Origin of the sequence: Bacillus sp. FSL W7-1034, assembly GCF_038593365.1 — a bacterium.
GTDB classification, from domain to species: Bacteria; Bacillota; Bacilli; order Bacillales; family Bacillaceae; genus Bacillus; species Bacillus altitudinis.
In genome coordinates, this window is sequence record NZ_CP151989.1 from 672,403 (window position 1) to 685,665 (window position 13,263).

Below are 13,263 nucleotides of genomic sequence, written 5' to 3' on the forward strand. Positions count from 1 at the left end.
AGGTGACAAAGGCATGACGATCAAACGCGCATTAATCAGTGTTTCCGATAAAACAAATCTTGTACCTTTTGTGAAAGAACTAACAGAACTTGGAGTTGAAGTGATTTCAACTGGTGGTACACACAAACTTCTTCAAGAGAACGGCATTGATGTCATTGGTATTTCTGAAGTGACTGGCTTCCCAGAAATCATGGACGGACGACTCAAAACGCTTCATCCGAACATTCACGGTGGACTGTTAGCAGTGAGAGAAAACGATGAGCATATGGCACAGATCGAAAAGCACGGCATTCAGCCAATTGATCTTGTCGTTGTGAATCTATATCCATTCAAAGAGACCATTTCCAAAGACGATGTCACGTATGAAGAAGCGATTGAAAACATTGATATTGGCGGACCGGGTATGCTTCGTGCTGCTTCTAAAAACCATCAGGACGTCACTGTGATTGTAGACCCGCGTGATTATGATTCTGTCGTTCAACAAATCAAAGAAGGCGGCGTCTCACTAGAGAAAAAACGTGAGCTTGCAGCAAAAGTATTCCGTCATACAGCTGCTTACGATGCCCTGATTGCGGATTATTTAACGAACTTTGTTGGTGAAACAGAGCCAGAACAGTTCACAGTCACATTTGAGAAAAAGCAATCTCTTCGTTATGGAGAAAACCCGCACCAAGCGGCGACGTTTTATGAAAATGCGCTTCCAAGCAAAGGCTCTTTAGCTACTGCAACGCAATTACATGGAAAAGAACTTTCCTATAATAACATCAAAGATGCAGATGCAGCACTTCAAATTGTACGTGAATTTACGGAGCCAGCGGCTGTGGCTGTAAAGCATATGAACCCATGTGGTGTTGGGACAGGGGAAACGATTGCAGAAGCATTTGATCGTGCATTTAAAGCAGATGAAACATCTATTTTCGGCGGCATTGTGGCGCTTAATCGTGAAGTAGACAAACAAACGGCTGAGGTGCTCCATACGATTTTCTTAGAAATCGTCATCGCACCATCGTTCAGCCAAGAAGCACTTGACGTGTTAACAGCGAAAAAGAACCTTCGTCTACTAACATTAGATGTAGAAGCAGATCTTGGGAAAAAAGAAAAGCAGCTGACAAGTGTTCATGGTGGATTGCTCGTTCAGGATATCGACACATACGGCTTAGAGGAAGCAACGATCTCTATCCCAACGAAAAGAGAGCCGACTGAAGACGAATGGAAAGACTTAAAGCTCGCTTGGAAAGTCGTCAAGCATGTGAAATCAAATGCCATCGTTCTAGCGAAGGATCAAATGACAGCAGGTATTGGTGCTGGTCAAATGAACCGTGTTGGCTCGGCTAACATTGCGATTGAGCAAGCAGGTGAAAAGGCAAAAGGCAGTGCACTAGGCTCTGATGCGTTCTTCCCAATGGGCGATACAGTGGAAGCTGCTGCAAAGGCAGGCGTCACAGCGATCATCCAGCCAGGTGGTTCCATTCGTGATGAAGAATCAATCCAAAAAGCAGATGAATACGGCATCGCCATGGTCTTCACTGGCGTTAGACATTTCAAACATTAAGGGGATGACAGTGTGAACGTATTAATTATCGGCAGAGGCGGAAGAGAGCATACCATCGCATGGAAAGTGAATCAAAGCGAACTTGTCAGCCAAGTATTTGTCGCACCCGGCAATGATGGAATGACAGACGCTGCGAAGCTTGTCCCGATCGACGAGGGAGATCATGAGGCGTTAATTCGTTTTGCAAAAGACAATAACATCGGTTTAACAATTGTCGGTCCAGAGGTTCCTTTAATTGCAGGTGTCGTCGATGCATTTGAAGAAGCAGGTCTAAAGGTATTTGGACCGAATGCAAAAGCCGCAGTCATTGAAGGCTCAAAAGAATTTGCAAAAGACTTAATGAAAAATTATGAGATCCCGACAGCCGCTTACGCCACTTTTACATCGTTTGAAGAAGCGAAGGCATATGTGGAAGAAAAGGGTGCCCCAATTGTCATTAAAGCAGATGGGCTTGCCGCAGGAAAAGGCGTGACAGTGGCAATGACGCTTGAAGAGGCAATCAACTGCCTACATGACTTTTTAGAGGATGAAAAGTTTGGCGATGCGAGTGCATCGGTTGTCATTGAAGAATTTTTAACAGGTGAAGAGTTTTCTCTGATGGCCTTTGTCAATGGAGAAAAGGTGTATCCGATGGTGATCGCACAGGATCATAAACGGGCATTTGAAGATGACAAAGGACCAAACACCGGCGGGATGGGCGCTTATTCACCGGTTCCACAAATTTCTGATGAAGTGGTACAAAAAGCGGTGGAAGACGTCGTCAAACCAGCAGCTCGCGCGATGGTGCAGGAAGAGCGTTCGTTTACAGGCATTTTATATGCAGGCTTAATGCTGACACCAGAAGGCTCAAAAGTCATTGAGTTCAATGCACGCTTTGGCGACCCTGAAACGCAAGTAGTGCTCCCTCGCCTTGAATCAGATCTAGTCCAAGTCTTCCTAGACATTCTAGATGGAAAAGATGTGGACTTGCAGTGGAAAGACACAGCCGCTGTCAGTGTCGTTCTTGCATCAGAAGGATACCCAGAAGACTACGCAAAAGGCACGCCAATCGGTGCTTTGCAAACAACGGTCTCTGATGTCGTCACCTTCCACGCAGGAACAAAAAAGGAAAACGATCAATTCGTCACAAATGGCGGCCGTGTAGCAAATGTGACCGCATTTGACGACACATTTGAAGCGGCAAGATCAAGAGTGTATGAAGCGGTTGAAGAAATCATTCAGCCAGGTTTATTTTATCGCCGTGACATTGGCGCCCGTGCGCTGAAGGCAGCGGGGAAAACTACATGATTATACTAGACTCTCTCACTATGTGAGTGGGTCTTTTTTTATATTATAAAACTCACAGATAAACCTTAAAATTACTTTAAATGTATAAAAAAACCTTTTTATTTTCATTTTAATGTTATAAATTTAATATATTACAAAGGGAGGTATAATAATGAAAAAAGTGATTTCATCAGTTCTTCTAGTTCTCGTATTAGTAAGCTCAGCTTTTGCTATTCCTGCACCAACTTCTGCTAAAGAATTTGGTTCTATCAATCTTAATAAGGTCCATAATTTAGGTAAAACAGGAAATACCAAAATTGAAAAAATTTCATATGATCAATATGTTAAGGAAGTATCCAAATCAAGGGGTATCTCTAAGAAAGAAGTTCAAAAATCTTCTACAAATTTATCAAAGAAACAATTTAGTACAGCTGCAACAAAATACAGTATGCATAAAATGACAATTGTTCAGGATGTAGGTTTTTTATATCAACCTAAAGTTCAAATTTATGCTTGGACATATGCGAGTGGATCATTTGTACAATTTAAATATATTGAAGATATAGACTTAGACAGATATTCTAGCCTTGGTTCAAAACATTTTGCTGGTAAAGTTAAAGCAAAAATAACTTCTCCAACTGCTATTTGGTGGTATGTAAATGGAGACTTCTATAATAATGGAACCACTAATGTATCAATAAGTGGAAGTGGTTCTGCAGCAGTAAAAGGGGTAACAGTAACTGGTAGTTTCTCAGTTTCTAAATCTTCAAATCATTACAAATATTGGAATAATAGTGGTACTAAACATCGTTAATTATAGAAATTATTTTCTGGAATTTTCGAGAAAATTGGTTTAATCAAAACACCTTTCTATCTGACGAGATGGCAAGGTGTTTTTTCTTCTTTTGATGATTAGAAGGGATATAGCCCGAATTTGGAGAAGTGTTATTGGATGACCCATTCACGAGGAGGCAACATGGAATTTAAGGCAATTATTCTCTTTGCAATATTCATGATCATTTTATTTCTCATAAACATAAATAACATTATGTTATTTGCCATTAAACACAATAAAATGAAAAAAGCTTCAGCCATTAGTTATATGATCCTATCCATTTTTTCTGGCATTGCTATTTCTTCATTTTTAATTTGGAAGTTTTTCATTAGCTAAGAGGGGAATGAGTGTATGGTGCAATTGAAGAAACTTGCAAACGAGCGTTTTTCTGCTTTGATCTGTATGGATCCATTCAATGAGCGAATTCGTTTGGATGACTATAGCGGCAGGGTGCAGGATGTGATTCAGTCCGTGCTTCAGGAAGCGGCGGACTGCAAGGCGTCTAAGGTTATTGTAAAAGTAAGGCGCGAGCATATGCCTCTTTTTTTAGCAAAAGGCTTTCGGCTTGAAGGCGTGTTTTCTCATTATTTCCTCGGAAGTGATGCGTACGGCATGTCGCTCTTTCTGACCGAAGATCGAATGAACAGCCCATTTTGGCTGAAGGAAGATGAAATCGTTGCGTCTATTCAAGAAAAGCCGATGAAAAAAGACCAAGGCGTGTGGCAAGATGAGTATGTGATGAGGAAAGCTGGTCCAGAGGATGTGCACAAGCTGGCAGCGCTCTATGATACGGTCTTTGAAACGTACCCCACGCCAATGAACGAGCCAGATTACATCCAAAAGGTAATGGAGGAAGGGACGGTTTTTTATGCCGTTGAACATGACGGTCAACTTGTAAGTGCCGCATCCGCTGAAATCAATGTGCTGTATGGTCATGCAGAATTAACAGATTGTGCAACCCTTCCCACATACAGAAAACTAGGATTCATGCATCATTTGATTCTAGCCCTCGAACAAGAGCTTCAATCCATGCACATTTATGTCTTTTATTCTCTCGCCCGTGCACTGTCCTATGGAATGAATCAAGTATTTTATCAGCTCGGGTATACATACACCGGACGCTTTCAAAACAACTGCTATATTTTTGACAAAATTGAAGATATGAATCTATGGGTCAAAACGCCAAATGAATCATGAAATGGTTCTCATCTGATCAAGTAGCCCAGATAGGCGGTACGCCATGATACTCAGCTGCAGCTTCATCCGATCATCAGTGGATTTGAGGCTGCAGCCTGTTCTCGTTTCAATTTGTTTCAACCGGTAGCTTAACGTATGCCGGTGAATAAACAATTCCCCCGCTGACTTTTGAATATTTTCATTGTGTGCCAAATACACTTCGAGTGTATGAATGAGGTCAGCTCCTTGTTTTTTTGTATAAAGCAGCGGGCTTAACAGCTCCACGTAAAAGTCATGCAAATTCATTCCGGCTTCGTTCATTTCAAGCAGCATCCCATATAGACCGAGCTTCTGATAATGAATGATGCTGTCATCTGTTTTCAAAAGAGGAAGAAGCCTTGCTGCATATTGGGCTTCTTTTGCACTTTTAGCAAAGAGACTGATCTGGTCGTAGGCTCTTCCAATGCCAATCACAATGGGATGGACGGGGAAAAAATAAGACCAAGTACTGCGGCATTCTTCTGATGCGCGATACCAATTTGTTTCTTGATACGTGCTTTTCCCTGCAGGCGTCAAGACGAAAATGGAATCAAGCCTTGCCTTTAATAAAAAAGGAATTTGTCTGCGTTCAAAAATGGATGTGAGCAATTGGGATAGGCGCTGCACCATTTGATGATCGAGCTGTGTGTGCTGATGCTGAAATTGAAAGTAGATGACGACTTGTTCTTCGCTCATATCATATTGCAGCTTTCTTGCTTGTTCGATGACATAACTTTCTTCTGTGTATTGCTGTTGCAGCATATCATCCAATAAATGCCCCTGCATTTGGTTTTCTGTATCTTGAATGGCTTTTTGTTTCAACCATTCAATCGCATACACCGCACCGGCATGCTCAATGGCGATGGCATCGAGATGGTGCCACGTCTCTTTTTTCTTTAACGCCACAATGAACCCGAAAATATCCCCCATTGCAATCACAGGGCATGCAGCTAGAACAAACGCACCATATGTGTCATAGACGAGCCGGCCTTTTTCCTCTGCCTGCTTGAGCAGAGAAGAGGTTTCAATCGGTTCGTCATCTGTTAGAAAGCCAAAAGCAGGAGAATAGGTCACTTCGTCTGTTTCGAGATGAGCTGCTGTTTGGTGCAAAAACACATCCAGTACGACGATATTTGCCGCTGTGAGATGTGCCAGTTCATCTGTAATTTGCGTGACATTTTTATTGCTCACATTTAAATGGGTCAGTCTTTGATGAATCGCAGAAGAATATTTGAGCTGATGGAGCTGACTGCTGACGATTTGTTCTAGAACGGCTTTTGTGATGTCTGAAAAATTGACATGGGGCGGAATCTCGATGAGCGGAATACCGCTATTTTCGGCGGCTTCAATGAGTGATGCGGGAATTTCCGTTAAGTACACGCCTTTATAAATGGCAATGGCTGAAAGACGATGAGATTGAATCAATTTTTCAAGCCGGATGCGTCTTTCTTTATTTTCTGTCAGTCCAAACCCAGTTGTAACAAGTAATTCTCCTTCGGAAAGTCTAGACGTGTCCTCAATAATTTCCACAATGGTCACCCACTGGATAAGACGATCCAGTCCATTTTCTCCAGCAAGCAGTTTGGTTTCTTTCATCATATCGAGCGAGAGTGCATCTTTGACGAGAATCGCCATAGACTCATGACCTCCTTTTGAACACTCTTATACACCATGTATAAAAAACACATGTGAAATTCGGGCATATGGCGAATGGAGGATGACTGCCCTCTTGATTAAGCTAATCTTATACCAAGTATACAAAATTTTCTTGCGATTCATGTAAAAAGAAAAGTGCAGCTGCTGACAAGAGAGGGAGGAATGACAAAGTGGAGACCCGGGATTACTTAATCAAACCGATGTTAAATCAGCAATATCCTGTGGCTGTGAGAGGAGAGGGGATTTATTTATATGATCGGGACGGAAAAAAATATATAGATGGCTCATCAGGGGCAGTCACGGCAAGTATTGGACATGGCATACAAGAGATTATTGATGCGATGACGGAGCAAGCGAAAAAGGTGAGCTTTACGTACAGGTCACAATTTACGAATGAACCAGCGGAAGAACTAGCGTATGAATTGAGTACACTTTGCCCAGGTGATCTGAACTGGTCTTTTTTTGTAGGGAGCGGTTCAGAGGCAACGGAGACTGCTATGAAAATAGCGATACAGCATTGGCAGGAGCAGGGGAAGACGGAAAAAAATCATATCATCTCAAGGTGGATGAGTTACCACGGCATTACATTAGGGGCGCTGTCGATGTCAGGTCATATTGCAAGGAGAGAGCGCTTTGAACCACTGCTTGAAAAGCATCCAGTGCTGTCTCCGCCCTATAGCTACCGGTCATGGCTGCCAAAGGAAGACAGCAAGCAGGTCGAGTGGTATGTTCAGGAATTTAAGACCGTCATCCAGCGTATAGGAAAAGAGAGGATCGCCGCATTGATTGCTGAACCGATTGTTGGCGCAGCGGGAGCGGCGCTCCTGCCGCCAGACGGATATTACGAAGCGATGAAGCGTGTCTGTGAAGAAAACGACATTTTAATGATCGCAGATGAAGTCATGACGGGCTTTGGACGAACTGGGAAAATGTTTGCGATGGAACACTGGGGCACGGTACCAGATATCATGGTTCTTGGAAAGGGCATGAGCGCAGGTTATTCTCCAATCGCAGCAGTTGTCTCAACGGATCGTGTGATGGCACCGATTATCAGCGGCTCCGGCTCTGTCATGGCAGGGCACACATATAGTGCCAATCCGCTTTCAGCAGCTGTTTCATTAGCGGTCATTCGATATATGAAAAAGCATCAGCTTCCCGAACGGGCTGAACTTTCCGGGCGATACATGATGAATGCTTTAAAAGATCTGCAAGTAGCCCATTCCATCATAGGGGATGTAAGAGGGAAGGGATTGCTTATTGGCATTGAATTTGTCGCAGATCGTTTATCTAAAACGCCATTTCCTGCACATGCTCAGATAACCAATCTCGTCGTTGAAACGGCAAAACAAAATGGACTGCTGGTGTATCCAGCAAGCGCTGGAGAGAATGGGGTCGGAGGCGCAGCGGTTATGATCGCACCGCCGCTTTCCATCACACAGCAGGAAATGGATGAACTCATTGATTTATTCGGGCAGACCATCACACAAGTCGAACAAGAAGTGATCAATCGAGGATTTTTCCCATCTGCTATGTAAGGAGGAACGAACATGAACAAAACTGTGGGTTTGGATGAAGTGATGACGCGATTAAAAGATGGCATGACCATCATGTTTGGCGGATTTGGCGGCGTGGGTTCACCACCATCGTTGATTGATGCCATTTTGCAAGCAAATATTCAAGATCTGACATTGATCGGAAATGATGCAGGTTTCCCGCAAATTGGTGTGGGCCGGCTCATCACAGAAGGAAGAGTGAAAAAAATCATCGCCTCTCATATCGGCTCAAATCCCATTGCCGGACAGAAAATGCAAGCTGGTACATTAGACGTTCATTTTTATCCGCAGGGCATTCTTGCAGAAAAAATCAGAGCAGGCGGAATGGGGCTGGCGGGCATTGTGACAGATGTTGGGATGGATAGCCTGAATCTCGATGAGAAACAATTGGTTCAACTGAATGGGAAGAATTATATGTTAGAGCCTGCGCTCACAGCGGATATTGCCATCGTCAATGCCTACAAAGCAGATGAAGTGGGAAACCTGATTTTTGATAAAAGCGCACGGAATACAAACCCGATTGTGGCGATGGCAGGAGACTGGACCATTGCGGAGGCAGAAGAAATTGTGGCAGCGGGGCAGCTCGATCCAGAAGAAATCGTGACGCCAGGCGTATTTGTGAATCAAATCGTGCAATCAAAAGGAGTGAACTGGACATGGGCATGGGAGACATCGATTTAAGACACCGCATTGCTAAAAGAGCAGCACAAGAAATTGAAGATGGCATGATTGTGAATCTTGGGATCGGCATTCCGACCCTAGCAGCAGATTACATTCCATCACATTACGAGGTGTGGCTGCATGCAGAAAACGGCATTATGGGGGCAGGAGCCTCGCCTCTGCAAGGGGAAGAAGATTCGAATTTGTGCAATGCCGGTGGTTTTCCCATTACGTTGACAAAGGGCGGCTCGTACATGGACAGTACGACTGCTTTTGGCATCATCCGAAAAGGCATGCTGGATATGACGATTTTGGGTGCACTTGAAGTAAGCAGCCAAGGGGATCTTGCCAATTGGATTGTACCGGGGAAAAGAGTACCGGGTATGGGCGGAGCGATTGAGCTGGCGCAAAAAGCGAAAAAAGTGGTCGTGGTGATGAGCCATCTTGATAAACACGGTCGATCTAAAGTGAAATCGGCTTGTACATTGCCGTTAACCGCTAAAGCGTGTGTCGATTTGATTATTACGGATATGGCGGTCATTGAGGTTAAGTCTCAGCTGCTCATTTTACGTGAAGTCATGCCGCCATTTCAGCCGGAAGATGTCATAAGGGCGACTGAAGCGCCATTAATTTTAGCGCCTGATGTCAAATCTGTTGTGTAGAAAGGATGAACGACTTGCAGCCAATGACACGTATCAGAAACTGGATGAAAGAGCATCAGGATGAAGCCATTACGCTTCTTCAGCAAATGGTGCAATGTGACAGCACCCAAGGAAATGAAGAAGAGGTTCAGCAGATCGTGGCCAATAAACTGTCCGCCATTGGCTTTGATGTAGACGTTTGGGAAATTGGCGACGATGAATTACTAGAGCATCCTTATTTTTATTCCCCGCGCCGATCTTTTCAAGGGAGTCCCAACGTTGCTGGGCGATTGAAAGGGAAAGGTGGCGGCAAATCGATTTTATTAAACGGGCACGTAGATGTGGTTCCGGCAGGAGATACGAATCAATGGACATATCCGCCTTACAGCGGGCATATCATAAACGGGAGACTTTATGGACGCGGGGCAACAGATATGAAAGGTGGAAACGTTTCTTTACTCTTTGCGCTTGAGGCACTGCATGCGCTTCAGATTCCCCTGAAAGGAGATGTGGTGTTTCATAGTGTCGTCGAAGAGGAAAGCGGCGGAGCAGGCACACTTGCTGCGATATTGAAAGGGTACACAGCGGATGCTGCCATCATTCCAGAGCCAAGTCATATGAACATTTTTCCGATTCAGCAAGGATCAAAGTGGTTCAGGCTGCATATTAAAGGAAGGGCAGCTCATGGCGGAACAAGGTATCACGGTGTTTCTGCTATTGAAAAGAGCACGGTGGTCCTTTCTCATATAGCGGCACTAGAAAAAGAAAGAAATCAGCGAGTGACGGAGCCTCTGTTTCAGCATATCCCGATTCCAATTCCAATCAACATTGGGAAAATTCAAGGCGGTGATTGGCCGTCCTCTGTCGCAGATCTTGTCACAATGGAAGGCAGGCTTGGTGTGATGCCAGGTGAGACAGTTGAGCAGGCAGAGAAGGAATTAGAAAATTGGATGACTGGACTCGCTGAAGAGGATGATTGGTTTCAAGAACATCCTGTGGAAGTGGAGTGGTTTGGTGCTAGGTGGCTTCCAGGGTCAATCGACTCTGATCACCCGCTTTTAGGTCTATTGAAGGAACAATATGAAGAGGTCATGCAGCACCCGCCAAAGGTGGAAGCCGCCCCTTGGGGGACAGACGGCGGATTACTGTCACAAGCAGCGGATATCCCAATCATTGTGTTTGGACCTGGAACGACAGAGCTTGCCCATTTCCCGAATGAATCCATTGAGATCAAACATGTGATTGAAGCAGCAGAAATCATTGCTGGTACGTTGGTCAAATGGTGCGAAGCAGCGGAATGATTCACACACAAAAAAAAGAAGGCTGTCTACTCAGCCTTCTCCAGCGTGCAGATAAACCCTCGCCCTTCCTAGACTTCAAAGGTTTTCATGTCACGCTGAAAGGAAGACAAAGGGCTAAAATAAAAATCATTTTAGCCCTTTGTCAACAATCTGACGAAGGCTGTCTACTCAGCCTTCTCTTTATGTGTATTCTGCTGTTCACACATATAGGTCACTGGACAAAAACGAAGAATACCAGAGCCCAATTTTAATCCGCCGAGCATGATGCCAAAAAGCAGCATTTTACTCCAAGGTTTTCGAGCATATAAGGATCCAGCTACAGTACATATCGTCATTCCGCAGGCAATTCTCATGAGCGCTTCCATTAAGCCAAGATTAGGTTTCATTGCAAGTGATTCTCCTTTTTTAAATTATTTTAAGTGTGATTTCAAGAAATTGTAACGTTTCATTAATGCGTAACGTGGTTCGTTATGTTACGATAGGGCTAATACAAATGAAGGAGAGTATGTGAATGTCCGAACGTACTTTTAATTGGAGAAACAATGACATCCGCACACAAATCGATGTAGTCGACTCAAAAACAGTTCCAACACTCCTTTTAACGAATGGACTCGTGCTAAACCCGTTTTTGAAGCAATGGGTGAAGGCAAATATTTGGATACATGATGATCGAATTGTTTATGTCGGAGCAGAGCTTCCTCAAAATAAATCAGCTAAACGTGTGATTGATTGTGAAGGTAAATACATTGTGCCGGGGTATATTGAACCTCACGCGCATCCGTTCCATATTTATAATCCCCAATCACTTGCAGAATATGTGTCTCAATTTGGCACAACAACGATGGTCAGCGATAACTTATTTCTTCTTTTGCAAAGCAATGAAAAGAAAGCGCTTTCCACTCTGTGTGAATTAAAAAAGCAGCCATTTCAGTACTTCTGGTGGTCCAGATACGATCTTCAAACCGAGGTCAGGTATGAAGATGAGATGCTTCCTATTAACTATCGGAAAGAATGGATTGATCATCCCGACGTCCTTCAAGGCGGCGAATTAACGAGCTGGCCAAGATTAATGGACGGTGATGATCTCATTTTATATTGCATGCAAGAAACGAAGAAGCAGAGAAAACGAATTGAAGGGCATTTCCCTGGGGCTTCTGAGAAAACGCTAACAAAAATGAAGCTGTTTGGAGCGGACAGTGATCATGAAGCAATGAATGCAGACGATGTGCTCAAACGCTTGTCTCTAGGTTATCATGTGTCCTTGCGTCATTCTTCCATCCGCCCAGATTTAGTGAACATTTTAAGGGAATTGCATGAGCGTGACTTTAGGCACTACGATCACTTTTTCTATACAACAGATGGATCAGCGCCTCACTTTTATGAAGAAGGCATGATCAATCGTCTCATTTCCATTGCCCTTGAAGAAGGCGTGCCTACTATTGATGCGTACAATATGGCGACTTTTAACATTGCGAAATACTATCAAATTGATGACTTATTAGGGGTGGTCGGTCCTGGCCGATTGGCTTCTTTGAATATTTTAGATGATCCGATGAATCCAAATCCAGAAACGGTGATTTCTAAAGGGGTAATCCTGAAATTAGAGGGGGAGAACCAGCATCAATTCCAAGAGACAAAATGGGAAAATGGCGGGCTTGAACCATTAGCTTTAAGCTATGACCTGACGATGAGTGACCTGCAATTCTCAATGCCGCTTGGTGTCAAAATGCGAAATGCTGTCATCATGGAGCCTTATACAGTGGAGATTGATAACTCTGTCAACCAGCTGTCCTGTGACCATGATCAAAGCTTCTTCAGTTTGATTGATCGAAAAGGCGAGTGGCGCGTGAACACAATGTTAAAAGGATTTGCAAACAAGGTGCAAGGGTTTGTCAGCTCATTTTCAACCACTGGTGACATTTTAGTGATTGGGAAAAATAAAGATGATATGATGCTCGCTCATAAGCGAATGAAAGAAATTGGCGGAGGAATCGTGCTCACAGAAAACGGAAAGATTTTGCATGAAATCCCGCTGCAATTATCAGGCTGTGCATCAGCTGAACCGTTTGAAACGGTTCTTCAGCAGGAGCAAACGTTACGCGAGCTACTCATTGAGCGAGGGTATCCATTTGACTGCCCAATTGATACACTTGTCTTTTTCCAAAGCACACACTTGCCGTATATTCGAGTGACACCAAGAGGAATATTTGATGTCATGAAAAAAACTGTACTCTTTCCGTCTATAATGCGTTAAAATATAACAGAGTGGAGCTGTATCATATTTGCTAGATTTCTGACCGCTGTTATAGGGCAGGAGTGAGCAATGGATCTCTTCGCTGCTAGATATGGTGACAAAGCATAGGGCTTTGACATGACGAATGAAGTGCCCAATTGTAAAATGAATCTGTCGGTTACGCTGGCCGACCAACATATTTTGAATAATTAAGCAAGGCGGGGCGCAGGTTTATCGTCTCGCCAAGCTTTCTACACATACTATTTTTTAGGGAAAGACTTAACAGAGCAGAAGTGTTCTAGATATCGGAGGCAAACAAGTTTGTCAGATTGTCGCACAAGGAATATGACA

At 43.7% G+C, this 13,263-nt stretch carries 11 protein-coding genes; 9 read left to right on the top strand and 2 right to left on the bottom strand.

Features of this window, described 5'->3' with window-relative positions:
• The first annotated feature begins 13 nt into the window (after positions 1 to 13).
• The 4 genes from purH to ablB all read left to right on the top strand — a co-directional run bounded on the left by purH (position 14) and on the right by ablB (position 4,850).
• The gene (gene purH / locus NST73_RS03365) at positions 14 to 1,552 is read left to right on the top strand and encodes a bifunctional phosphoribosylaminoimidazolecarboxamide formyltransferase/IMP cyclohydrolase (protein WP_008344287.1); all 1,539 of its coding nucleotides are present in this window, start codon (positions 14 to 16) and stop codon (positions 1,550 to 1,552) included.
• Between the two features lie 12 nt (positions 1,553 to 1,564).
• On the top strand, positions 1,565 to 2,839 hold the full coding sequence (purD, locus tag NST73_RS03370) for a phosphoribosylamine--glycine ligase (protein ID WP_160758083.1): 1,275 nt from the start codon (positions 1,565 to 1,567) through the stop codon (positions 2,837 to 2,839).
• Between the two features lie 151 nt (positions 2,840 to 2,990).
• Positions 2,991 to 3,632, top strand: coding sequence for a hypothetical protein (locus NST73_RS03375; RefSeq protein WP_071167948.1), 642 nt, complete (start codon positions 2,991 to 2,993; stop codon positions 3,630 to 3,632).
• Between the two features lie 372 nt (positions 3,633 to 4,004).
• The gene (gene ablB, locus NST73_RS03380) at positions 4,005 to 4,850 is read left to right on the top strand and encodes a putative beta-lysine N-acetyltransferase (RefSeq protein WP_138278180.1); all 846 of its coding nucleotides are present in this window, start codon (positions 4,005 to 4,007) and stop codon (positions 4,848 to 4,850) included.
• On the opposite strand, the gene NST73_RS03385 is transcribed toward ablB, so the two are convergent.
• A complete protein-coding gene (locus tag NST73_RS03385) occupies positions 4,845 to 6,503 on the bottom strand; it encodes a PucR family transcriptional regulator (RefSeq protein WP_019743753.1) in 1,659 nt (552 codons plus the stop codon). The genes ablB and NST73_RS03385 overlap by 6 nt on opposite strands.
• A gap of 191 nt (positions 6,504 to 6,694) precedes the next feature.
• Here NST73_RS03385 and NST73_RS03390 point away from each other — a divergent pair, with 191 nt between their 5' ends.
• The 4 genes from NST73_RS03390 to NST73_RS03405 are packed head-to-tail and all read left to right on the top strand — an operon-like array spanning position 6,695 to position 10,679.
• Positions 6,695 to 8,059, top strand: coding sequence for an aspartate aminotransferase family protein (locus NST73_RS03390; protein ID WP_160758084.1), 1,365 nt, complete (start codon positions 6,695 to 6,697; stop codon positions 8,057 to 8,059).
• 12 nt (positions 8,060 to 8,071) lie between these two features.
• On the top strand, positions 8,072 to 8,758 hold the full coding sequence (locus tag NST73_RS03395; RefSeq protein ID WP_056408197.1) for a CoA transferase subunit A: 687 nt from the start codon (positions 8,072 to 8,074) through the stop codon (positions 8,756 to 8,758).
• Positions 8,734 to 9,399: a 3-oxoacid CoA-transferase subunit B gene (locus tag NST73_RS03400; protein WP_160758085.1), complete on the top strand. Its 666-nt coding sequence runs from the start codon at positions 8,734 to 8,736 to the stop codon at positions 9,397 to 9,399. The genes NST73_RS03395 and NST73_RS03400 overlap by 25 nt, the downstream gene beginning before the upstream one ends.
• Positions 9,400 to 9,413: 14 nt before the next feature.
• Positions 9,414 to 10,679 carry a peptidase gene (locus NST73_RS03405; RefSeq protein WP_160758086.1) on the top strand — a complete coding sequence of 422 codons (1,266 nt, stop codon included), beginning with the start codon at positions 9,414 to 9,416 and terminating at the stop codon, positions 10,677 to 10,679.
• 164 nt (positions 10,680 to 10,843) lie between these two features.
• Here the strand turns inward: NST73_RS03405 and NST73_RS03410 are convergent, their stop codons facing one another.
• On the bottom strand, positions 10,844 to 11,065 hold the full coding sequence (locus NST73_RS03410; protein ID WP_008344274.1) for a DUF2892 domain-containing protein: 222 nt from the start codon (positions 11,063 to 11,065) through the stop codon (positions 10,844 to 10,846).
• Between the two features lie 125 nt (positions 11,066 to 11,190).
• Here NST73_RS03410 and NST73_RS03415 point away from each other — a divergent pair, with 125 nt between their 5' ends.
• Positions 11,191 to 12,933 carry an adenine deaminase C-terminal domain-containing protein gene (locus NST73_RS03415; protein WP_160758087.1) on the top strand — a complete coding sequence of 581 codons (1,743 nt, stop codon included), beginning with the start codon at positions 11,191 to 11,193 and terminating at the stop codon, positions 12,931 to 12,933.
• The last annotated feature ends 330 nt before the right edge of the window (positions 12,934 to 13,263 follow it).

Excerpts from the sequence above, each read along its gene's own strand:
- purH (WP_008344287.1), top strand. The coding sequence starts at position 14 with ATGACGATCAAACGCGCATTAATCAGTGTTTCCGATAAAACAAATCTT.
- NST73_RS03375 (WP_071167948.1), top strand. The coding sequence starts at position 2,991 with ATGAAAAAAGTGATTTCATCAGTTCTTCTAGTTCTCGTATTAGTAAGC.
- ablB (WP_138278180.1), top strand. The coding sequence starts at position 4,005 with ATGGTGCAATTGAAGAAACTTGCAAACGAGCGTTTTTCTGCTTTGATC.
- NST73_RS03385 (WP_019743753.1), bottom strand. The coding sequence starts at position 6,503 with ATGGCGATTCTCGTCAAAGATGCACTCTCGCTCGATATGATGAAAGAA.
- NST73_RS03395 (WP_056408197.1), top strand. The coding sequence starts at position 8,072 with ATGAACAAAACTGTGGGTTTGGATGAAGTGATGACGCGATTAAAAGAT.
- NST73_RS03400 (WP_160758085.1), top strand. The coding sequence starts at position 8,734 with ATGGGCATGGGAGACATCGATTTAAGACACCGCATTGCTAAAAGAGCA.
- NST73_RS03410 (WP_008344274.1), bottom strand. The coding sequence starts at position 11,065 with ATGAAACCTAATCTTGGCTTAATGGAAGCGCTCATGAGAATTGCCTGC.
- NST73_RS03415 (WP_160758087.1), top strand. The coding sequence starts at position 11,191 with ATGTCCGAACGTACTTTTAATTGGAGAAACAATGACATCCGCACACAA.